This is a genomic window from Actinosynnema sp. NPDC023794 (assembly GCF_040639675.1).
GTDB classification, from domain to species: Bacteria; Actinomycetota; Actinomycetes; order Mycobacteriales; family Pseudonocardiaceae; genus Actinosynnema; species Actinosynnema luteola.
Genome location: NZ_JBFAFR010000004.1, coordinates 90475 through 110487 on the forward strand (window position 1 = coordinate 90475; position 20013 = coordinate 110487).

The following is a 20013-nucleotide window of genomic DNA, read 5'->3' on the forward strand; positions in this document are numbered from 1 at the left end:
CTCCGGGGAAGGGCTCGTCGTGGTCGACACCAGCACTCTGCGGTGAACGCCCTGAGCACCGAACGAGCGCCCGCACTCGCGCGGGCGCCCACCGGTGATCAGGACGGACTGCGGTGAACGGCTTCGCGAGGGTCCCCGCCAAGGGGAACCCTTGCTGCAATTCTACCGACGGGGTCCGACAATTCCGGGCCGTCGTGGGCCGGCGGGCCGGCCAGCAGGCCGCGCCGGGCCAGGACCGGGCGGACGCCTTCGCCGAACCAGTAAGCCTCCTCCAGGTGCGGGTAGCCGGAGAGCACGAACTCCTCCACGCCGAGGCCGTGGTACTCCTCGATCAGGTCCGCGACCTCCTCGTGGCTGCCGACGAGCGCCGTGCCCGCGCCGCCGCGCACCAGCCCGATGCCCGCCCACAGCCCGGGGTGGATCTCCAGGCCGCGCACGCCCCGACCCAGGTCGCCACCGTGCAGGGCCACCATCCGCTGCTGCCCCACCGACTGCGACGCGCGCAACTGCTCCTGCGCCCTGGCCACCTGCTCGGGGTCCAGCGCCTCCAGCAGCTTCTCCGCCTCACGCCACGCCTCGGCGGACGTGTCGCGGCTGATCGTGTGCAGCCGCACGCCGAACCGGATCGGCCGGTCACCCGACAGCGCGCGCACCCTGCCGATCTTCTCCGCCACCTGCGCCGGCGGCTCGCCCCACGTCAGGTACACGTCGGCCCGCCGCGCGGCGACCGGCAGCGCCGCGTCCGACGACCCGCCGAAGTAGATCGGCGGCACGGGGTCCGGCGCGGCCATCACGGTCGCGCCCGACACCCGGTAGTGCTCCCCGGCGAAGTCGACCGGCCGCCCCGACCACACCGCCCGCACCACGTGCAGGAACTCGTCGGTCCGCGCGTACCGCTGGTCGTGGTCGAGCCAGTCGCCGAACCGGCGCTGCTCCACCTCGTCCCCACCGGTCACCACGTTCAGCAGCAGCCGCCCGCGCGAGATCCGCTGGTACGTCGACGCCATCTGCGCGGCCAGCGTCGGCGAGATCACCCCCGGTCGGAACGCCACCAGGAACTTCAGCGTCGACGTCCGCGCGAGCAACGCCGCCGTGGTCAGCCACGCGTCCTCGCACCACGTGCCGGTCGGCGTCAGCACGCCGGTGAACCCGTTGTGCTCGGCCGCCTGCGCGACCTGCGCCAGGTAGTCGACGTCCGGCTCGCGCAACGCCGCCGCGCCCAACGACCGGTTGGCGTGGAAGCGCTCGACCACGGTCCGGCCGTCACCGGACGTGGGCAGGAACCAGTGCAGCACGACGCTCACGACAGCTCCTCCTGGAAACGGGTGTCCACGAACTTCCGGAACTCCACCGCGCTTGGCAACGCGCCGTCCGCCGTGAACGCGTCGGCCAACTCCTGCTCGGACGCGATCACCGCGTCGTCCAGCGGCACGGGCAGGTCGCCGCCGCGCTCCACGGCCGCCCGCGCCACCTCGGGCTTCAGCCCGGTCTCCGCGGCCCACGCCCGCGCCCACTCCTCGCGGTGCGCGTCGGCCCACCGCTGCGCCCGGCTGATCCGCTTCACGAACTCCTTGATCGCCTCGCTCTTGCCCGGCGACTCCAGCGCCGCCCGCCCGGCCACCTGGAACGTGTAGCCGTTCGACTTGCCGCGCCCGTCGGTCAGCACCCGCGCGCCCGCCTCCTGCTGGGCCTGCGCCGTGTAGGGATCCCACACCGCCCACGCGTCCACCCGCTTCTGCGTGAACGCCGAGTACGCGTCCGACGGTTGCAGGAAGTTGAGCGTGACGTCCTTGGTCGTCAGCCCGGCCGCGGCGAGCGTCAACAGCACCTGCCCGTGCGCCGAACTGCCCTTGGCCACCGCGATGCCGCGCCCCTTGAGGTCCGGCACGGTCTTCACCGCCGAGTCGGACGGCACCAGGAGCGCGTCGCCCTCCACGCTGCCCTTCGCCGAGTACACCGCGGCGATCTTCGCGTTCGCCGCCGCCGCGAAGATCGGCGGCGTGTTCCCGACACCGCCGACGTCGATCGCACCCGCCGACGCCGCCTCCAGCAACGGCGGACCGGACGTGAACGTGGACCACTCGATCGGGTAAGGGAAGTCGTCCAGCAGCCCGGCCGCCGTCAGCAGCGCCTTCGAACCGCCCTTCTGGTCGCCGACCTTGAGCACGACCGGCCCGTCCGACGACGACGCCGTGCCGCAGCCCGACACCGCCAGCACCGCGACCACCAGCGCGCTAAGCAGCTTCGACATCGTCCACTCCCAGGTTCGACAGCACTTCCGACCGCAGGTCGACGAAGGACGCGCGGCGCCGCGGTCGCGGCAGGTCGACGTGGTGCTCGGCCACGATCCGGCCCTCGTCGAGCACCACGACGCGGTCGGCCAGCAACAGGGCCTCGTCCACGTCGTGGGTCACGAACAGCACGGCGGGCCGGTGCTCCCGCCACAGCTGCTCCACCAGGTGGTGCATGGCGAGCCGGGTCAACGCGTCCAGCGCGCCGAACGGCTCGTCCAGCAACAGCAGCTCCGGCTCGCGCACCAACGCCCGCGCCAACGACACGCGCTGCGCCTCGCCACCGGACAACGTCAACGGCCACGCGTCGGCGTGACCGGCCAACCGGACCTCGGCCAGCGCCCGCTCCGCCACGGCACGGTGCCAGTCCTTGCGGCGGCCTGCACCGCGCAGCCCCAACGAGACGTTGCGCCACACCCGCCGCCACGGCAGCAACCGAGGCTGCTGGAAGGCGACCGACACCCGTTCGGGCACCGAGAACGCCCCCTCGACGTCGGGGTCCAGCCCGGCCAGGATCCGCAGCAACGTCGACTTGCCGCACCCGCTGCGCCCCAGCAGCGCCACGAACTCGCCGTCCGCGACGTCCAGGTCGAGCCCGGCCAGCACCCGGCGCGGCCCGAAGTCCTTGACCAGTCCTCGAACCCTCACCGCGCCTGCCACCGCAGCACCCTCCGCTCCAACGCGCGCACCAGGGCGTCCGTGGTCAACCCGAGCAGCGCGTAGACCAGCAGGCCCACCACGACGACGTCTGTGCGCAGGAACTCGCGCGCGTTGTTGATCAGGTAGCCGATGCCCGCGTCCGCGTTGACCTGCTCGCCGACGATCAGCGACAGCCACGCCGTGCCGAGCGCGATCCGCAGGCCCACCAGCGCCTGCGGCACCGCCGACGGCAGCACCACGTGCGCGACCCGTTCGAACCGCGAGTAGCCGAGCACGCGCGCGGCTTCCAGCAGCGCCGGATCGGTCTGCCGGATGCCCGCGTGCAGGTTCAGGTACAGCGGGAACGCCACGCCGGCCGCGACCAGCGCCAGCTTCGGCTCCTCGCCGATGCCGAACCACAGGATGAACAACGGGATCAGGCCGAGGTGCGGCAACGTGCGCAGCATCTGCACCGGCGGGTCGAGCAGCCGTTCACCCCAGCGGGACAGGCCGGAGGCCAGGCCGAGGGCGCCGCCGATGACCGCGCCCAGCGCGAACCCCACGGCGACGCGGCTCGACGACACCAGGAACGCGTCCACCAACTGCCCGTCCGCGATGAGCTCGTAGGCGGACCGGAAGACCGTGAGCGGCGACGCGAGCTTGTCCGGCGGCAGCACGCCCGTGCTGCTCGCGGCCTGCCACAGCAGCACCAGCCCGAGCGGGCTCAACCACCGGCGCAGATCGGGCCACTTGCGTTGTCTCGTGGCGGGTGCGCGCGCGGTGGCAGCCGATTCAGGGCGCGCGACAACACCGGCGGTGGAAATCGACACGGATTTCTCCCAGCGGACAGGGAACGTCGGACGCGCTGATCAGCGAGTCCGAGTTTTGATATCCGGCCGGGGCAAGTCAACGTCTCCCGAATTGTGAAAATGCCTCCGATGCCGATTGCTTCGGCATCGGAGGCACTTGTCGTCGGACGACTCAGATGATCTCGTGGCGCACGATGGTCTGGTCGCGGCCGGGGCCGACGCCGATCGCGGACATCCGGGCGCCGGAGATCTCCTCCAGGTGCTCGACGTACGCGCGGGCGTTCGCGGGCAGCTCCTCGTACGCGCGGCAGTGGCTGATGTCCTCGAACCAGCCCGGCAGCTCCTCGTACACCGGCACGGCGTGGTGCACGTCGGTCTGCGTCATCGGCATCTCGTCGACCCGCTCGCCGTCGATCGTGTAGCCGACGCAGACCGGCACCTTCTCCAGGCCGGACAGCACGTCCAGCTTGGTCAGGAAGTAGTCGGTGATGCCGTTGACCCGCGCCGCGTACCGGGCGATCACCGCGTCGAACCAGCCCGTGCGCCGCGACCGCCCGGTCGTCACGCCGAACTCGCCGCCGGTCTTGCGCAGGTGCTCGCCCATCTCGTCGTTCAGCTCGGTGGGGAACGGGCCCGAGCCCACCCGCGTCGTGTACGCCTTCAGGATGCCGATCACCGTGGTGATCCGCGTCGGCCCGATGCCCGAACCGGCGCTCGCGCCGCCCGAGGTCGGGTTCGACGACGTCACGAACGGGTAGGTGCCGTGGTCGACGTCGAGCAGGGTGCCCTGCGAGCCCTCCAGCAGCACCGTCTCGCCGCGCTCCAGCGCCTGGTTGAGCAGCAGGCGGGTGTCCGCGATCCGGGAGGTGAACTTGGTGCCGTGCTCCAGCACGCTGTCCACGACCTGCTCGGGGTCGAGCGCCTTGCGGTTGTAGACCTTGACCAGCACCTGGTTCTTGAAGTCCAGCGCGGCCTCGACCTTCTGCCGGAGGATCTTCTCGTCCAGCAGGTCCTGCGCGCGCACGCCGACGCGGGCGATCTTGTCCTGGTAGCACGGGCCGATGCCGCGGCCGGTGGTGCCGATCTTGGCCTTGCCCAGGTACCGCTCGGTGACCTTATCGATCGCCACGTGGTACGGCATGATCAAGTGCGCGTCCGCGGAGATGAGCAGCTTGCTGGTGTCGACGCCCTGCTCGTCGAGACCGGCCAGCTCCTCGAGCAGCACGCCGGGGTCGACCACGACACCGTTGCCGATGACGCTCGTCACGCCGGGGGTGAGGATGCCCGAGGGGATCAGGTGCAGGGCGAACTTCTGGCCGTCGGGCAGCACCACGGTGTGCCCGGCGTTGTTGCCGCCCTGGTACCGGACCACCCACTGCACCCGGTCACCGAGCAGGTCCGTTGCCTTGCCCTTGCCCTCATCGCCCCACTGGGCACCGATCAGCACGACGGCCGGCATGTGAAACTCCAAGCGGTTGGACGGGTAAGAGCCGAATGCCTGCGACGGCCGAGCCGTCAGTGGACGGCTGTTGAGGGTAGACCAGGAGATGAAGGTGCGCGGAATCGTGCTGGCCTGCGGAAACTCGCAGTTGCCAATGATCACGGACGGTGACCGTTTCGAGGTCCGCCAGGTGGCGGAACGGCCCGGAAAGGCCGAGGTGGACGCGGTTCTCGCCGTTTCGGGTGACAAACGTCTCGTCGTGCACGGCACGGACGGCGACCTCAACGCCGTCGTCCTGCGGCTGCTGCGCGCCGAACGGCTCGCCGACGTGCCGATCGGGTACGTGCCCGCGGACCCGCGGTCCGAGGTGGCCAAGCTGTGGGGCCTGCCGACCGATCCGGGCCGCGCGCTCGACCTCGCCCTGTCCGGCGACCCCGACCGGGTGCCGCTGGTCCGCGACGACGTCGGCGGCGTGCTCGTCGGCCTCGGCTCGCTCGGCCCGGTGCGCGGGGTCGGCTACGGGGACGACACCGTGGTGCTCCGGGGTCAGGCGTCCCGGCTGGAGGTGACCCCGGACCCGGAGGGCGGCCTCGGCCTGGTCGTGCGCGTCATCCACAAGCGGCTGTTCGGGCGGAAGGTGACCAGCACGTCGGCGCGCGCTTTCCAGCTCGGCTGCCTGCCGGTGCAGGTGAACTCGGACGGCGTCGCGCACCCGCGCCCGATGAGCAAGTGGACGTGGTACCGCCACACGGAAGAGCTGCGACTGGTCCGCGGGTTGTAGTGACGAAGGAATTTTCTCGCCCGCCATTCAGGCGTCACTCGAAAGCGTTGTAACGGAAGGAGAATTGACCCAAGGTAATTCCGACAGCTTCCAACTAGGAAGGTCGGAATTATGTCAACGGTCAACAAAACCGCGCGATTCTCGATCTTTTCCCTGCTCCTGGCTGGTGTGCTGGCAGTCGGCCTGGTCACCCCCGCCCAGGCGACGCCGCCGAACATCCCGAGCACCAGCACCGCCCTGTCGGAGCTGGCCGCGCTGAGGGTGGCCACCGAGGGCTCGACCAGCGGCTACTCGCGGGACCTGTTCCCGCACTGGAGCACCGTGTCCGGCGCCTGCAACACCCGCGAGACCGTGCTCAAGCGCGACGGCACGAACGTGGTCACCGACTCCAGCTGCGCGGCCACCTCCGGCCGCTGGTACAGCCCGTACGACGGCGCGACGTGGACGGCGGCGTCCGACGTGGACATCGACCACGTCGTGCCGCTGGCCGAGGCGTGGCGCTCGGGCGCGTCGTCGTGGACCACGTCGCGGCGGCAGTCGTTCGCCAACGACCTGACCAACCCGCAGCTCATCGCCGTCACCGACAACGTCAACCAGGCCAAGGGCGACCAGGACCCGGCGCTCTGGAAGCCGCCGCTGACCTCGTACTGGTGCACCTACGCGAAGATGTGGACGCGCTCGAAGCACAAGTGGGGTTTGAGCGTGAACTCGGCGGAGAAGTCTGCACTGCAAAGCATGCTCGGGAGGTGCTGACGAGGCGATGGCCGACCTTTCTTCCGCGTTCGTGGCCGGACCGGGCGGCGTCATGACCGACGAGGTCGGCGTGGTGACCGGTGACCTGGAGCTGCGGACCACGCTGGACAACGGCGAGTTGCGCGCGCTCGTGCGCTACGAGGGCGCGGAGGAGTGGTACGCCGTCACCGGCGCGTCGTGCCGCCTGGCCGACGAGAAGGACCACGAGGCGGTGCACGCCGTCCTGCTCGGCGTGCTGAACCGCCCCGAGGGTTAGACGTCGTTGCCGCCCTTCCTCGTGAGGGGCGGCAACGAGGAGGCCGCCTCGTTCCTCGACAGGCCGGTGGCCTGCAAGAGGTCCACGGCCACCGAGCGCACCTGCGCCAGGACCACCTTCGTGGAGAACCCCTCGCCGCCCAGGTGCTGCGCCGTGGCGCACGCCGCCGCCTCGCAGACCGCCGCACGCGCCTTCTTCGGCTCGTCACCGCGCCCCAGCTCGGCCCGCAGCACGTCCACCGCGTCCGCGTACCGCCGCAGCACGTCCGGCAGCACGTCCGGCATCCGCTCGCCGTCCCGCAGCGCGGCCAACGCCCGCCGGGCCAGCACCCTGGTGTTGCGCAGCGCGTAGTCCACCGGCGTGGCGGCCGTCTCGTAACGGCCGAGCTCGTGCCGCCTGCGCCAGCGGATCGGCGCGATGGTGGCGATCTCGCCGCCGGTCTTCAACGCCGACGCGAACTCGTCCACCGCCTCCTGGCTGTCGCGCAGCCGCGCCAGCACCCCGGCGGCCTGCACGGCGTCGGCCTCGGACACCGCCGTCGCCACGCCGCGCAACGCCTCGGTCAGCTCGCCGAACACCACCTTCGCCTGCCGGTGCGCCACGGTCAGCGGGTTCGCCGGCAGCAGCGCCGTCACGGCCAGCCCCACCAGGCCGCCGACCAGCGCGTCCACCATCCGGTCCAGGCCGCCACCGGCGCTCGGCGGCAGCAGGGTAGCGACCAGCACCGCCGACGAGCCGGACTGCAGCGCGATCACCGCGCCACCGTCCAGCAGCACCGCCGTGGACATCGCCAACGCCACGACCAGCGCGATCTGCCACGGCCCGGAGCCGATCAGCGAGATCAGCACGTCACCGACACCGACGCCGACGGACACGCCGACGACCAGCTCCACGACGCGCCGCAGCCGCTGCCCCAGCGACACGCCGAGGCAGACGACCGCGGCGATCGGCGCGAAGAACGGGTGCGCGTGGCCGACCACCTCGGTGGCGACCAACCAGGACAGGCCGGCGGCGAGCGCGGCCTGGCCGATCGGCAAGGCCGTGCTCTGCCACCGCTTCAGCCTGCGCGCCACCTCGTCGCGCACGGCCCCCACGTGCTCAGCTCAGGCCGAGCGCGGCGGGCGCCGCCGGGTCGCTGTCGCCGAGGAACTTCCGGCAGCGCTCGTACTCCTCGGTCTCCCCGATCTCGTCGGCGGCCCGCGCCAGCGCCGCCAACGCGCGCAGGAAGCCCTGGTTGCCGCGGTGCGACCACGGCACCGGGCCGTGGCCCTTCCAGCCCGAGCGGCGCAGCTGGTCCAGGCCGCGGTGGTAACCGGTGCGCGCGAACGCGTAGCCGGCGACCGGGTCGCCGGTCTGCAACGCCCGCTCGGCGAGCAGCGCCCACGCCTCGCTGAAGTCGGGGTAGGCGCGGACGATCTTGGCCGGGTCGGTGCCCGCCTCGGCGGCGGCCTGCGCCTCCGGGCGGTCCGGCAGCAACGTGGGTTCGGGACCGAGCAGGTTCTCCATGCCGTCAGCTTAGGAATACCCGGGCCGCCGCAGCGACCAGTGCCAGCACCAACGCGGTGACGATGAGGCCGGCGACGACCTTCCTGCCCATGAACGCGCTCCTCGGTTCTCAGTGAACTCTCAGGGCGGCACCTTTCCCGTTGAGGCCATTCGGAGCAACGAAGGTCACCTGTTAGCATGAGCCGACCCCGGAATGCGCTGGTCATCGACGCCCTTAGGGGAAGATCCGGGAAATCCCAGGGCGGGGCACCCTTCCAGCCTCCCCAACCGGGACGCATCATGGGCGGGTGAACATGGGGGTAACCAATCGCGTCGCGCGCTTCCGCGACCAGTACTGGGAGCGCGGCGAGTCGGGGCGCGAGACGCCACCGGCGCTCGTCGCCTCGCTCTACAAGCTCTGGCTCGTCGGTCTGCTGCTCAAGCTGATCGGCTCCTCGTGGGACGTGGCCTGGCACTTCAAGTGGCTGCGCGACGAACTGGCGCCACCGCACCTGATCAACACCCTGGGCACGGTGATCGTGGTCGGGTTGACGCTGTTCCACACCTACACCGGCTACGGGGCGGACAAGACCGCGCTGCGGCTGATGCAGTGGGGCACCGGCGTCTTCCTGGTCGCGCTGCCCATCGACCTGATCAACCACCGGATCAACGGCCTCGACATCACGTCGTGGAGCGGCTCGCACGCCCTGCTGTACCTGGGCACCGCGATCATGATGGCGGGCGCGATCCGCGGGTGGATCAAGCTCTACCCGGAGGGCGGCCGGTGGCGGGTGCTCGGCCTGACCGGGCTGTGGTTGCTGTTCCTGGAGAACATGTGGTTCCCGAACCAGCACCAGGAGTACGGCGTGCTGGAGATCGCCTCGTGGGACCGCGGCGACCCGTACGCCGAGCCGAGCCTGCTCCAGTTCGCCGCCGACCAGATCGGCCGGCCCGTCGACCGCGAGTCGATCGTCCAGTTCTCGCTGCCCATCCCCGACTGGGTCTACCCGGTGTGGGGCCTGGTCGCGGCGGCGCTCGTGCTGGTCGTCGCGCGGCGCACGATCGGCGTGCCGTGGGCCGCGACGGCGGTGGCGGGCGGCTACGTCGCCTACCGCCTGCTGATCTGGCCGCTGCTCGGCGTCGCCGACTTCCCGCTGTCGACCGTGCCGGTGTTCCTGCTGCTCATCGGCTTGGCCGTGGACGCGGCGCACCTGGGCAGGCTGCCCGCGCCACTGGCGGCGGTGCTCGGCTCGGCGGCCGTCACGGGCCTGGGCTACGGCGGGATCTGGGTGCTGCAGGCGCTGGACGCCGCGCCGCCGATCCTCTACCCGTCCGCGGCGGTGACGTTCGTCGCGCTGGCCGCGCTCTGGCTGGTCGCCGACCGGGTCAAGGTGGGGGAAACCCCCGGACGACCACTGGTGACCGCCTGATTCCGATCGACCCCCGTTCCCCCCGAGGATCAGTCGGGCAACACCCGAACCCTTGGGGGGAACTTCTATGCGCCGACTTCTCCGCGCGACGGTGGCCGGGGCGCTGGCCCTGTCCCTGACCGCGACCACCGCGGGCCTCGCGACCGCCGCCGGGCCGAACCGGCTGGCGAGCGCGGTCGACCAAGCCCTGGCGGCGGGCGTCCCCGGCGTCGTCGTCCGGGTGGACGACGGGCGCGGCCGGCCGGTGGAGGTCGTCCGGCAGGCCCGCTGGACGCTGTCGGACCACCGGCTCCGGGCCGGCGACGAGTTCAAGGTGGCGTCCAACACCAAGACGGTGTCCGCGACCCTGGTCCTGCAACTCGTCGCCGAACGACGGGTCGGCCTGGACGACCCGGTCGAGCGGTGGCTGCCGGGCGTGGTGCCGAACGGCTCGGCGATCACGCTGAGGATGCTGCTCAACCAGACCAGCGGCCTGTTCGACTACCTCGACGACCCGCGCCTGCACGGCCTGCTCACCGGGCAGCAGCCGCACGAGTGGACTCCTGACGAGCTGCTCTCCGTGGCCCTGTCGCACCCGCCGCTCTTCGCGCCCGGCGAGCGGTGGGACTACAGCAACACCAACTACACGCTGATCGGCCTGGTGCTGGAGGCCGTGACCGGCCGGTCCTACACCGACCTGGCCGAGCGGCGGATCCTCCGGCCCCTCGGCATGAGGGACACCTACTTCGCCGACGGGTCCGGGTTCCGAGGCAGGCACGCCCGCGGGTACGAGCCCGACGCCGAGCACCTCGGCCCGCTGCTCCCGCCCGGCCAACCCGTCGGTGACGGCTTCGCCGGTCCTCAGCGCCACGAGCACGTCGACGTGACCGGCATCGACCTCAGCCCCGCGTGGGCCGCGGGCGGCCTGATCTCCACCGCCGAGGACTGGCAGGTGTTCCTCACGGCACTCATGTCCGGCCGGCTCATCCCGCGGCACCTGCTCGCGGAGATGCGCGACGCGGTGCCCCAGGGCGGCGCGAGCGCCAACGGCTACGGCCTCGGCGTCATGGAGGTCAAGACGTCCTGCGGGACGGTCTGGGGCCACTCCGGCGGCTTCCCGGGCTACCGCAGCCACAACTACGCCGACGCCACCGGCTCCCGCACCGTCACCGTGCTGATGACGACCACCTTCGCCCTGGCCGCACCGGACGCGGCCGCCGCGCAGGCGGAGCTGGTGGACGCCGCCGTCTGCCGCATGAACGGCGAGTAGCACCCGAGGGGACGCATCCGGGCCGGCCGTTCACCGGTTCATGGTGGGGTCAACCCCCCGCGAAACACTAGTGACGGACCGATTCCGCCGCACGCGCGCTTCTCCGAGGATCGATCGGGCCGGTCCTGATCCCGAGGGGGAATCCATGCGGACACTCTTACGCACCGCGACGGCGACCGTCGCCGCCGTCGCGCTGGCGAGCACCGGAGCCGTCACCGCGTCCGCCACCGACGAGCTCACCGGCCTGGCCGAGGAGCTCGTCGCGGCGGGCGCGCCGGGCGTCGTCGTGCGGGTCGACGACGGCCGGCGGGTCACCGAACTGGTCCGCCAGGCGCGCTGGACGGTCCGTGACCACCGCCTGCGGCCCACCGACCAGTTCCGGGTCGCCTCGAACACCAAGACGGTGACCGCCACGATCGCCCTCCAGCTCGTCGCCGAGGGCGTCCTGGCGCTGGAGGACCCCGTGGAGAAGTGGCTGCCGGGCGTCGTCCCGAACGGTCGGGCCATCACGCTGGAGATGCTGCTCGAGCACACCAGCGGCCTGTTCGACTTCCTCGACGACCCGCGCCTGTTCGGCCTGGTCACCGGGCAGCAGCCGCGCCACTGGCCGCCCGCGGAGCTGGTCGCCGTCGCCACGGGGCACCCGCCGCTGTTCGCGCCGGGCGAGCGGTGGGGCTACAGCAACACCAACTACACGCTCGTCGGCATGGTCCTGGAGCGCGCGACCGGCCAGACCTACGGCGAGTTGGTGCGACGGCGCGTCACCGGGCCGCTGCGGCTCACCGACACCCGCCTGTCCACCGACGCGACGTTCCCCGGCCGCCACGCCCACGGGTACGAGCCGGACGCCGAGCACCTGGCGCCGCACCTGCCGCCCGGCGCCCCGCCCGGCCTCGGTTTCGCCGGTCCGGAGCACCACGACCACGTGGACGTCACCGGCATCGACCTCAGCTCGATGTGGGCGGCGGCAGGCATGACCTCGACGACCCGCGACTGGCAGCGCTTCCAGTCCGCCCTGCTCTCCGGCCGGCTGCTGCCGCGCGACCAGCTCAGGGCCATGCTCGACACGGTCCCGCAGGGCTCGGGCCCCGTCCGCTACGGCCTCGGCGTGATGGAGGCCGCCACCCGGTGCGGCACGGTCTGGGGTCACACCGGTGGCCTGCCGGGCTACTCCACCTACAGCTTCAGCGACCGCACGGGCACCCGGAACGTCACCGTCCTCACCACCCGGATCCAGCGCTTCGCCCCGGAGAACAACGAGATCGAGCTGGAGCTGTTCACCGCGGCCGTCTGCCGCATGTACGGCGGGTAGCGAAGCGGAACGGCCCCCTCCGAGAGCCGGAGGGGGCCGTTCGCCGTGCCGGGGCGTCTCAGCCGGCGATCATGCGGCCGGACGACTTCAGGTGCTCGCACGCCTGGGCGATGCGGGCGGCCATGCCCTGCTCGGCGGCCTTGAGGTAGGACCGCGGGTCGTAGGCCTTCTTGTTGCCGACCTCCCCGTCCACCTTGAGCACGCCGTCGTAGTTGGCGAACATGTGACCCACGATCGGCCGGGTGAACGCGTACTGCGTGTCCGTGTCGATGTTCATCTTGATCACGCCGTACGTCACCGCCTCGTGGATCTCCTCCAGCAGCGAGCCGGAGCCGCCGTGGAAGACCAGGTCGAACGGCTTGGAGCCGGCCGGCAGGCCCAGCTTCTCGGCCACCACGTCCTGACCCTGCTTGAGGATCTCCGGGCGCAGCTTCACGTTGCCCGGCTTGTACACGCCGTGCACGTTGCCGAACGTCGCCGCGACCAGGTAGCGGCCCTTCTCACCGGCGCCGAGGGCTTCCACCGTCTTCAGGTAGTCCTCGGGCGAGGTGTAGAGCTTCTCGTTGATCTCGTGCGCGACGCCGTCCTCCTCGCCGCCGACGACGCCCACCTCGATCTCGAGGATGATCTTCGCCTTGGCGGTGAGGTCGAGCAGCTCCGAGGCGATCTTCAGGTTCTCGTCCAGCGGCACGGCCGAGCCGTCCCACATGTGCGACTGGAACAGCGGGTTGAGCCCGCGGTCCACCCGCTCCTGGCTGATCGCGACGAGCGGCCGGACGTAGCCGTCGAGCTTGTCCTTCGGGCAGTGGTCGGTGTGCAGCGCGATGTTCACCGGGTACTTCTCGGCGACCACGTGCGCGAACTCCGCCAGCGCAACCGCGCCGGTCACCATGTCCTTGACCTTGGTGCCCGAGGCGAACTCGGCACCACCGGTCGAGACCTGGATGATCCCGTCGCTCTCGGCTTCTGCGAAACCACGCAGGGCCGCGTTGAGGGTCTCGGACGAGGTGACGTTGATCGCGGGGTAGGCGAACTCGTTCGCCTTCGCGCGGTCGAGCATCTCGGCGTAGACCTCGGGGGTTGCGATGGGCATCGGTGGGTCCTCCTCGGGTGCCCGGAACGCGGTGTCGGCAGCATCCTACGGGCACGGGCCGGCGAGCGAAGATGATCAACGGCATAGTGGTGTCATGGCGATCGCACGGTGGAACGGCGAGATCATCGCCGAGAGCGACAAGACCGAGATGGTGGAGGGGAACCACTACTTCCCCCTGGAGTCGGTGCACGCCCAGTACCTCAGGCCGTCGGACACGACGTCGGTCTGCCACTGGAAGGGCAAGGCCAGCTACTACACGCTGCACGTCAAGGGTCAGGACAACACCGACGCCGCGTGGTACTACCCGGAGCCGAGCGAGGCCGCGGCGAACATCAAGGACCACGTCGCGTTCTGGAACGGCGTGGAGATCACCGAGAACTAGTCCCGCAACGCGGCCCCGAGGTCGCGCAGAACCTGCTGGGCGTCGGGGGAGCCGACCACCTGGACGGCCACGTGGTCGGCTCCCGCGTCGTGGTGCTCGCGCAGGCGCCGCGCGACCCGTTCGACCGGGCCCCACGCGACCAGGGCGTCGACCAGCCGGTCGCTGCCGCCGCCGGCCAGGTCGTCCTCGGTGAAGCCGTTCCGCAGCCAGTTGCGGGTGTGGTGCGGCCTGCCCAGGTACCCGGCCAACGCCTCCCGGCCCAGGTCACGGGCCCGCGCCGGGTCCTCCTCCAGCACCACGTGCTGCTCGGGGGCGAGCAGCACGCCCGCGCCGACGGTCTCGCGCGCTCTCGCCGTGTAGTCGGGCGTCACCAGGTAGGGGTGGGCGACGCTCGTCCGGGCGGCGGCGAGCCGGAGCAGCCGCGGGCCGAGCGCGGCCAGCGCCAGGCGGTCGCGCGGCACGTCCAGCTCGTCCAGGTAGTGGATCAGCTTCTGGTAGGGGCTGTGATGCACCTCACCCACGAGTTCACCGTTCCCGGTGCCGATGCCGACCAGGAACCGGTCGGTCCACGCCAGCGCCCGGTAGCCGTCGTTGACCTCGCCGGCCGGCGTCGTCCAGACGTTCATCACGGCGGTCGCCACGGTGATCTTCTCGGTGGCGTCCAGGAGCTCGGAGACCGTGGTCATGACGCTGCCGTCCGGCGATCCGCCCAGCCACAGGGCGCCGAAACCGAGCTCCTCCAGCTCGGCGGCGTCCTCGCCGCGGCCCACCCACCTCGCGGCCCGGTCCCACACGCCGTACCTGCCCAACTCGACCGTCATTTCGTCTCCCCACGAACTAGGTGCTGACGACTGCCAACCGCGCCGCGGCACCATTTAGTCCTGACTTCTCCATTCGGCGCGAATGGACCGGTCCGCCTAGCTTCGCGACATGACGAAACTCGGAACCAGCGACCTCGACGTGTCGCGCCTGTGCCTCGGTGGCAACGTGTTCGGCTGGACCGCCGACGAGGAGGCCTCGTTCGCCGTGCTGGACGCCTTCGCGCACGCCGGCGGCACCTTCGTGGACACCGCCGACTCGTACTCGGCGTGGGCCGAGGGCCACGTCGGCGGCGAGTCGGAGAGGATCATCGGCCGGTGGCTGCGCGACCGGGGCAACCGGGACTCGATCGTGGTCGCGACCAAGGTCGGCATGCTCCGAGGGCTGGACGACCTCGAAGCCGCCACGGTCGAGCGTGCCGCCGAGGACTCCCTGCGCCGGCTCGGCGTGGACCACATCGACCTGTACTACGCGCACAAGGACGACCTCGACACGCCGCAGGAGGAGACGCTGGCGGCGTTCGACCGGCTGGTCCGGGCCGGCAAGGTCCGGCACGTCGCCGCGTCCAACTACAGCGCCGAGCGGCTCACGTCGGCCCTCGCCGTGTCCGAGCGCGAGGGCTTCGCCGGGTTCGTCGCGCTCCAGCAGCCCTACAACCTCGTGGACCGCTCCTACGAGGGCGAGCTGTCCCGTGCGGTGGCCGACCACGGGCTCGCGTCCGCGCCGTACTGGGGCCTGGCGAAGGGCTTCCTGACCGGGAAGTACCGGCCGGGCGTCACGGTGGAGAGCGCGCGGGCCGCCGCCGCGTCGAAGTACCTGGACGACCGCGGCCTGCGCATCCTCGCGACGCTGGACGAGGTAGCGGACAGTCACGACACCACCCAGGCGGCAGTCGCCCTGGCGTGGCTGGCGGAGCAGCCGACGGTCGCCGCGCCCATCGCGTCGGCGCGCACCACCGACCAGCTCGCCGCCCTGCTCCCGGCCCTGGAACTGCGGCTGGCGGCGGACGAGGTGGAGGCCCTGACCGCGGCCAGCGCCGTTTAACTCTCCAGTAGCTTACTGGCGGTAAGTTGCGTTACGGTGACCTCCCTGGCTGGAGCGGGCTGAGGAGGTCACCGTGGACGTTGCGGGCAAGGTTGTCCTGATCACTGGCGCGGCGAGGGGCATCGGCGCGGAGGTGGCGCGGCGGTTGGCCGCGAAGGGCGCGAAGCTCGCCCTGGTCGGGCTCGAGGGCGATCAGCTGCGACAGGTGGCCGAGCAGTGCGGCGGCGAGGCGTGGGAGGCCGACGTCACCGACTGGCAGGCGCTGGAGACCGCGGTGAACGGCGTGGTCGACCACTACGGCGGCATCGACGTGGTCGTCGCCAACGCGGGCATCGCCGCCACCGGTTTCATCCGATCGATGGACCCCGCGGCGTTCGAACGGGTCATCGAGGTCAACCTGCTCGGGGTGTGGCGCACGGTCCGGACGTGCCTGCCGCACCTCATCGCGAGCCGCGGCTACTGCCTCGTCGTGTCGTCGCTGGCCGCGATCGTGCACATCCCGGGCAACGGGGCCTACTCCGCCGCGAAGGCGGGCTGCGAGGCGTTCGCGGACAGCCTGCGCGCGGAGGTGCGGCACCTCGGCGTGGACGTCGGCGTGGCCTACTTCTCGTGGATCTCCACGGACATGGTCGACAGCGCCGACGAGCACCCCGTCTTCGGCCCGCTGCGCAGCGGCATGCCGGGGCTCGCGGGCAAGAAGTACCCGGTCTCCGACGTCGGCAAGGCGGTGGTCCGGGCGATCGCCCGGCGGTCGAGGGCCGTGCACGTGCCGGGCTGGGTCGGCGGTCTGAAGCTCTTCCGCGCGTTCACCCCGAAGGTGGTCGACCGGCAGGCGCCGAAGTCGGTGCCCGCGGCCGACCGCGAGATGGCGGCGAACGACCTGTCCGGCCTGGTCGGACCGGGCGGCACGGCCGCCGCCGCCGCCGCGAAGAAGGGTTAGAGCCAGACTCCGGTCAACGCCTGCCACTCGTGCACGCGCGTCTCCTTGACTACGCCGGCGGGCGTGTACGGGTCGGCGGCGAGGACCTCGCGCAGCTCGGCCTCGTCGGCGACGTCGTAGATCAGCAGGGCGCCGGACTGGTCGGTGTAGGGGCCGGAGACGAGCAGCACACCCCGCTCGACCAGCGTCCCCAGGTACTCGCGGTGCGCGGGCCGGACCGCCAGCCGCTCGTCCTGGTTGTCGCCGAACACCAGCTCGACCGCGAACCGTGCCATCGAATGCCCACCTCCGTTGTGCAGCGCCGCACCGAAGCTACCCCCTGAGGAGGTAACGTCTTTTCCGTGGTCGGTCCCGATCGGAACAGCGGCGGCATCGCGCGTGTGCAGGACACGCTGACGAACCTGCGGATCCAGGACGGCGCGGCACCGGCCCCGACCGGCCCGCTGACGCTGGAGGACCTGTACCGCCAGCACCGGATGCGGCTGGTCCGGCTGGCGCTGCTGCTGGTCGACGAGCCCGCCACGGCGGAGGACGTCGTCCAGGAGGCGTTCACCGGCCTGTACCGGAACTGGAAGAACCTGCGGGACGCGCAGGCGGCCGTGGGCTACCTGCGGACCGCGGTCGTCAACGGCTCGCGCAGCGTGCTCAGGCGGCGGAAGACGGCCCGCGACTACACCCCGCCGCACGTGGCGAACGCGCGTTCGGCGGAGAGCCTCGCCATGCTCACGGCCGAGCACCAGGCGGTCGTGCGTGCGCTGTCCCAGCTGCCGCCGAGGCAGCGCGAGGTGCTCGTGCTGCGCTACTACGGCGACCTCTCGGAAGCCGAGATCGCCGAGGCCACGGGCATCAGCAAGGGCACGGTGAAGAGCACCGCCAGCCGCGCGCTCGACGCCCTGCAGAAGATCATGGCCGGCAACTAGCCGTCGTCCCGCGGTTCGTCGTCGGAGCCGGCGGACCACGGCGAGTTCGACCTGGCGGCAGGCGGCGCGGGTGGCCAGGCCGCCCGACCCACCGCGACCTCGCTACGCAGGGGTCCCCACCCAGGGGATCCCTGTTCTTGATCCTGCCACCACGAACCGACAAAGCCGGCCCGCCGACCGTCGCCTGTGGACAACTCGCGACCGGCCCTCGAGCGGCGCCACGGGGCGTGCGCGGCCACACCGGACTCGCCCAATCGGACACTTGGTATAGACCAATGGCGGTCCGATGCCGCAGTATCGGTCCTCGTGGCGCGCACAAGACACGTGATAGCCGTCGACGTCGGGGGTACCGGGACGAAAGCGGCCCTGGTCACCGGCGATCCCGGCGGGGTGGTGGCGGTGAGGCAGCAGCGGCGCGCGACCAGGCCCGGCGGTGACGCCGTGGTCGAGGACGTGGCCGCCCTGGTCGCCGAGCTGGGCGCCGCCTCCGAACACCCGGTCGAGGCGATCGGCCTGGTCGTGCCGGGCATCGTGGACGAGGTGACCGGCACCGGCGTCTACTCGGCCAACCTCGGCTGGGCGGACTACCCGTTCCGCGACCGGATCGCGGCGGCGACCGGCCTGCGCACCGCGTTCGGCCACGACGTGCGGGCCGGTGGCCTGGCCGAGCTGCGCCAGGGCAACGCCCGCGACCTGACCGACGCGGTGATCATGCCGATCGGCACCGGCATCGCCGCCGCCCTCGTCCTGGACGGCCGGGTCTCGTCCGCGCCGGGCGAGGTCGGGCACGTGGACGTCGGCCACGGCGACCCGTGCGGCTGCGGCCAGACGGGTTGTGTCGAAGCACGGGCGAGCAGCGCCTCGATCGCCCGCCGCTACACCGAACGCACGAACCGCCAGGTCGACGGCGCGGCGGACGTGGCAAGACTGCTCGCGGAGGGTGACGATGACGCGGCGGTGGTGTGGCGCGAGGCCGTCGACGCGCTCGCGAAGGGCATCCTGCTGGTAGCCGCGCTGCTGGGGCCGCGAGCCGTGGTGCTCGGCGGCGGACTGGCGCTGGCGGGTCCGAAGTTGACGGATCCGCTGGGCGGACGACTGGACGAGCTGATCACGTTCCAGCGACGCCCGGAACTGCGGCTGGCCGCGTTCGGCGACGAGGCCGGGTGCCTCGGGGCCGCGCTGCTGGCCATCGACATGCTGGAGGAGAGATGAGCACGTGGGGTGGACCCGTGGACGTGACCCTGACCGGTGGTCGGGTCGTCACGCCCGACGGGGTGCTCGAACAGGGGTGGGTGGCGGTGCGGGACGGCCTGATCGCGGCCGTCGGCGAGGGGACGCCACCGGACGGCCCGACGACGGACGTGGACGGCGGCTGGCTCGTGCCGGGTTTCGTCGACATCCACTGCCACGGTGGCGGTGGTGAGGCGTTCACCAGCGCCGATCCGGTCCGGGTGATCAAAGCGGCGAACGCGCACCGCAGGCACGGCACCACCACGCTGCTGGCGAGCCTGGTGTCCAGGCCGATCCCGGAGCTGGCCGACCAGGTCGAGGCGCTGACCGAGCTGGTGCGTGACAACGTGGTCGCGGGCATCCACCTGGAGGGCCCGTTCCTGTCCGCGGCGCGGTGCGGCGCGCACGACCCGGCGATCCTCCGCCCGCCGGACCGCGCCTCGATCGACAGGCTGCTCGACGCGGGCGGCGGCGCCGTCCGCATGATCACCGTCGCGCCCGAGCTGGAGCACGGCGTGGACGCGGTGCGCCACCTCGTCGCCAACGACGTCCTGGCCGCGATCGGCCACACCGACGCCACCGAGGCGCAGATCCGGCCGGCCGTCGAGGCGGGCGCGACGGTGGCCACCCACCTGTTCAACGGGATGCGCCCGCTGCACCACCGCGAGCCCGGCCCGATCGGCGCGCTGCTGGACGACGAGCGCGTCACCGTCGAGCTGATCTGCGACCTGGTGCACCTGCACCCGACCGCCGTCCGCCTCGCCGCACGGCACGCCGGCGTGCACCGGACCGTCCTGGTGACCGACGCGATCGCGGCGGCGGGCGTGGGCGACGGCGTCTACGACGTGGGCGGCCTCGAGGTGCGGGTGGTGGACGGCGTGCCGACGCTGGCCGGTGGCGCGTCCCTCGCGGGCAGCACGCTGACCATGGACGCGGCGTTCCGCAACGCGGTGCAGTCGTGCGGCCTGACCATCGAGGAGGCCGTGCACGCCACCTCGACCCGGCCCGCCCGGCTGCTCGGGTTGCAGGGCCGCACGGGTGAGCTGCGCGCCGGTCTCGCGGCCGACGTCGTGGTGCTGGACGCGGAGCTGAAGCCGCGCGAGGTGATGAGCCGGGGCGCGTGGGTGAAAGACTGAGCC

22 protein-coding genes are annotated in these 20013 nt (G+C 71.8%); 12 read left to right on the top strand and 10 right to left on the bottom strand.

From position 1 onward, the window contains the following. Window positions 1-98: 98 nt before the first annotated feature. From AB0H12_RS11640 to AB0H12_RS11660, 5 genes are all read right to left on the bottom strand, one after another. Window positions 99-1304 carry an LLM class flavin-dependent oxidoreductase gene (locus AB0H12_RS11640; protein ID WP_499622668.1) on the bottom strand — a complete coding sequence of 402 codons (1206 nt, stop codon included), beginning with the start codon at window positions 1302-1304 and terminating at the stop codon, window positions 99-101. Next, the gene (locus AB0H12_RS11645; RefSeq protein WP_499622670.1) at window positions 1301-2251 is read right to left on the bottom strand and encodes an ABC transporter substrate-binding protein; all 951 of its coding nucleotides are present in this window, start codon (window positions 2249-2251) and stop codon (window positions 1301-1303) included. The genes AB0H12_RS11640 and AB0H12_RS11645 overlap by 4 nt, the downstream gene beginning before the upstream one ends. Continuing rightward, a complete protein-coding gene (locus AB0H12_RS11650) occupies window positions 2235-2951 on the bottom strand; it encodes an ABC transporter ATP-binding protein (RefSeq protein WP_499622672.1) in 717 nt (238 codons plus the stop codon). The genes AB0H12_RS11645 and AB0H12_RS11650 overlap by 17 nt, the downstream gene beginning before the upstream one ends. Next, window positions 2936-3760, bottom strand: coding sequence for an ABC transporter permease (locus AB0H12_RS11655; protein ID WP_499622674.1), 825 nt, complete (start codon window positions 3758-3760; stop codon window positions 2936-2938). The genes AB0H12_RS11650 and AB0H12_RS11655 overlap by 16 nt, the downstream gene beginning before the upstream one ends. Before the next feature lie 151 nt (window positions 3761-3911). Further along, window positions 3912-5198 (bottom strand): adenylosuccinate synthase, encoded by a 1287-nt coding sequence (locus AB0H12_RS11660; protein WP_499622675.1) that lies wholly within the window; start codon window positions 5196-5198, stop codon window positions 3912-3914. Window positions 5199-5286: 88 nt separating this feature from the next. Between AB0H12_RS11660 and AB0H12_RS11665 the strand changes: the two genes are divergently transcribed. From AB0H12_RS11665 to AB0H12_RS11675, 3 genes are all read left to right on the top strand, one after another. After that, a complete protein-coding gene (locus AB0H12_RS11665) occupies window positions 5287-5961 on the top strand; it encodes a diacylglycerol kinase family protein (RefSeq protein WP_499623159.1) in 675 nt (224 codons plus the stop codon). Between the two features lie 111 nt (window positions 5962-6072). Then, complete coding sequence (locus AB0H12_RS11670; protein WP_499622677.1) at window positions 6073-6714, top strand: HNH endonuclease family protein; 642 nt, start codon at window positions 6073-6075, stop codon at window positions 6712-6714. A 7-nt stretch (window positions 6715-6721) separates the two neighbouring features. After that, entirely contained in the window at window positions 6722-6970 is a 249-nt protein-coding gene (locus AB0H12_RS11675) for a hypothetical protein (protein WP_141980007.1), read from the top strand. Here the strand turns inward: AB0H12_RS11675 and AB0H12_RS11680 are convergent. Beyond that, complete coding sequence (locus AB0H12_RS11680) at window positions 6967-8064, bottom strand: FUSC family protein (RefSeq protein ID WP_499622679.1); 1098 nt, start codon at window positions 8062-8064, stop codon at window positions 6967-6969. The two genes, AB0H12_RS11675 and AB0H12_RS11680, sit on opposite strands and share 4 nt — an antisense overlap. A gap of 4 nt (window positions 8065-8068) precedes the next feature. Beyond that, window positions 8069-8476, bottom strand: a complete 408-nt coding sequence (locus AB0H12_RS11685; RefSeq protein ID WP_230570781.1) for a DUF3151 domain-containing protein — start codon at window positions 8474-8476, stop codon at window positions 8069-8071. A 293-nt stretch (window positions 8477-8769) separates the two neighbouring features. Between AB0H12_RS11685 and AB0H12_RS11690 the strand changes: the two genes are divergently transcribed. The 3 genes from AB0H12_RS11690 (at window position 8770) to AB0H12_RS11700 (ending at window position 12446) form a co-directional block, all read left to right on the top strand. Beyond that, entirely contained in the window at window positions 8770-9885 is a 1116-nt protein-coding gene (locus AB0H12_RS11690) for a hypothetical protein (RefSeq protein WP_499623160.1), read from the top strand. Between the two features lie 67 nt (window positions 9886-9952). Next, window positions 9953-11134, top strand: coding sequence for a serine hydrolase domain-containing protein (locus tag AB0H12_RS11695; protein WP_499622680.1), 1182 nt, complete (start codon window positions 9953-9955; stop codon window positions 11132-11134). 145 nt (window positions 11135-11279) lie between these two features. Continuing rightward, a complete protein-coding gene (locus AB0H12_RS11700; protein ID WP_499622682.1) occupies window positions 11280-12446 on the top strand; it encodes a serine hydrolase domain-containing protein in 1167 nt (388 codons plus the stop codon). 58 nt (window positions 12447-12504) lie between these two features. Here AB0H12_RS11700 and fbaA read toward each other — a convergent pair whose 3' ends face one another. Continuing rightward, on the bottom strand, window positions 12505-13539 hold the full coding sequence (gene fbaA / locus AB0H12_RS11705; RefSeq protein WP_499622683.1) for a class II fructose-bisphosphate aldolase: 1035 nt from the start codon (window positions 13537-13539) through the stop codon (window positions 12505-12507). A 94-nt stretch (window positions 13540-13633) separates the two neighbouring features. Here fbaA and AB0H12_RS11710 point away from each other — a divergent pair, with 94 nt between their 5' ends. After that, window positions 13634-13921 carry a DUF427 domain-containing protein gene (locus tag AB0H12_RS11710; RefSeq protein ID WP_499622685.1) on the top strand — a complete coding sequence of 96 codons (288 nt, stop codon included), beginning with the start codon at window positions 13634-13636 and terminating at the stop codon, window positions 13919-13921. On the opposite strand, the gene AB0H12_RS11715 is transcribed toward AB0H12_RS11710, so the two are convergent. Then, window positions 13918-14742 carry a TIGR03620 family F420-dependent LLM class oxidoreductase gene (locus AB0H12_RS11715; protein ID WP_499622686.1) on the bottom strand — a complete coding sequence of 275 codons (825 nt, stop codon included), beginning with the start codon at window positions 14740-14742 and terminating at the stop codon, window positions 13918-13920. The two genes, AB0H12_RS11710 and AB0H12_RS11715, sit on opposite strands and share 4 nt — an antisense overlap. 109 nt (window positions 14743-14851) lie before the next feature. Here AB0H12_RS11715 and AB0H12_RS11720 point away from each other — a divergent pair, with 109 nt between their 5' ends. After that, entirely contained in the window at window positions 14852-15784 is a 933-nt protein-coding gene (locus AB0H12_RS11720) for an aldo/keto reductase (RefSeq protein ID WP_499622687.1), read from the top strand. Window positions 15785-15857: 73 nt separating this feature from the next. Continuing rightward, entirely contained in the window at window positions 15858-16724 is an 867-nt protein-coding gene (locus AB0H12_RS11725) for an SDR family oxidoreductase (RefSeq protein WP_499622688.1), read from the top strand. Here AB0H12_RS11725 and AB0H12_RS11730 read toward each other — a convergent pair. Then, entirely contained in the window at window positions 16721-16999 is a 279-nt protein-coding gene (locus tag AB0H12_RS11730) for a YciI family protein (protein WP_499622689.1), read from the bottom strand. The genes AB0H12_RS11725 and AB0H12_RS11730 overlap by 4 nt on opposite strands. Before the next feature lie 66 nt (window positions 17000-17065). Here AB0H12_RS11730 and AB0H12_RS11735 point away from each other — a divergent pair, with 66 nt between their 5' ends. The 3 genes from AB0H12_RS11735 (at window position 17066) to nagA (ending at window position 20010) form a co-directional block, all read left to right on the top strand. Then, on the top strand, window positions 17066-17644 hold the full coding sequence (locus AB0H12_RS11735; RefSeq protein ID WP_053714368.1) for a SigE family RNA polymerase sigma factor: 579 nt from the start codon (window positions 17066-17068) through the stop codon (window positions 17642-17644). 306 nt (window positions 17645-17950) lie between these two features. Then, window positions 17951-18856 (top strand): ROK family protein, encoded by a 906-nt coding sequence (locus AB0H12_RS11740; RefSeq protein ID WP_499622690.1) that lies wholly within the window; start codon window positions 17951-17953, stop codon window positions 18854-18856. Continuing rightward, window positions 18853-20010 carry an N-acetylglucosamine-6-phosphate deacetylase gene (nagA, locus tag AB0H12_RS11745; protein WP_499622691.1) on the top strand — a complete coding sequence of 386 codons (1158 nt, stop codon included), beginning with the start codon at window positions 18853-18855 and terminating at the stop codon, window positions 20008-20010. Before AB0H12_RS11740 ends, nagA begins: the two co-directional genes overlap by 4 nt. Window positions 20011-20013: the final 3 nt, after the last annotated feature.

What these genes read in the sequence shown, in the direction of transcription:
- AB0H12_RS11685 (WP_230570781.1), bottom strand. Translation starts at nt 8,476, where the DNA reads ATGGAGAACCTGCTCGGTCCCGAACCCACGTTGCTGCCGGACCGCCCG.
- AB0H12_RS11670 (WP_499622677.1), top strand. Translation starts at nt 6,073, where the DNA reads ATGTCAACGGTCAACAAAACCGCGCGATTCTCGATCTTTTCCCTGCTC.
- nagA (WP_499622691.1), top strand. Translation starts at nt 18,853, where the DNA reads ATGAGCACGTGGGGTGGACCCGTGGACGTGACCCTGACCGGTGGTCGG.
- AB0H12_RS11665 (WP_499623159.1), top strand. Translation starts at nt 5,287, where the DNA reads ATGAAGGTGCGCGGAATCGTGCTGGCCTGCGGAAACTCGCAGTTGCCA.
- AB0H12_RS11730 (WP_499622689.1), bottom strand. Translation starts at nt 16,999, where the DNA reads ATGGCACGGTTCGCGGTCGAGCTGGTGTTCGGCGACAACCAGGACGAG.
- AB0H12_RS11720 (WP_499622687.1), top strand. Translation starts at nt 14,852, where the DNA reads ATGACGAAACTCGGAACCAGCGACCTCGACGTGTCGCGCCTGTGCCTC.
- AB0H12_RS11690 (WP_499623160.1), top strand. Translation starts at nt 8,770, where the DNA reads ATGGGGGTAACCAATCGCGTCGCGCGCTTCCGCGACCAGTACTGGGAG.
- fbaA (WP_499622683.1), bottom strand. Translation starts at nt 13,539, where the DNA reads ATGCCCATCGCAACCCCCGAGGTCTACGCCGAGATGCTCGACCGCGCG.
- AB0H12_RS11645 (WP_499622670.1), bottom strand. Translation starts at nt 2,251, where the DNA reads ATGTCGAAGCTGCTTAGCGCGCTGGTGGTCGCGGTGCTGGCGGTGTCG.
- AB0H12_RS11715 (WP_499622686.1), bottom strand. Translation starts at nt 14,742, where the DNA reads ATGACGGTCGAGTTGGGCAGGTACGGCGTGTGGGACCGGGCCGCGAGG.
- AB0H12_RS11700 (WP_499622682.1), top strand. Translation starts at nt 11,280, where the DNA reads ATGCGGACACTCTTACGCACCGCGACGGCGACCGTCGCCGCCGTCGCG.
- AB0H12_RS11695 (WP_499622680.1), top strand. Translation starts at nt 9,953, where the DNA reads ATGCGCCGACTTCTCCGCGCGACGGTGGCCGGGGCGCTGGCCCTGTCC.
- AB0H12_RS11675 (WP_141980007.1), top strand. Translation starts at nt 6,722, where the DNA reads ATGGCCGACCTTTCTTCCGCGTTCGTGGCCGGACCGGGCGGCGTCATG.
- AB0H12_RS11660 (WP_499622675.1), bottom strand. Translation starts at nt 5,198, where the DNA reads ATGCCGGCCGTCGTGCTGATCGGTGCCCAGTGGGGCGATGAGGGCAAG.
- AB0H12_RS11710 (WP_499622685.1), top strand. Translation starts at nt 13,634, where the DNA reads ATGGCGATCGCACGGTGGAACGGCGAGATCATCGCCGAGAGCGACAAG.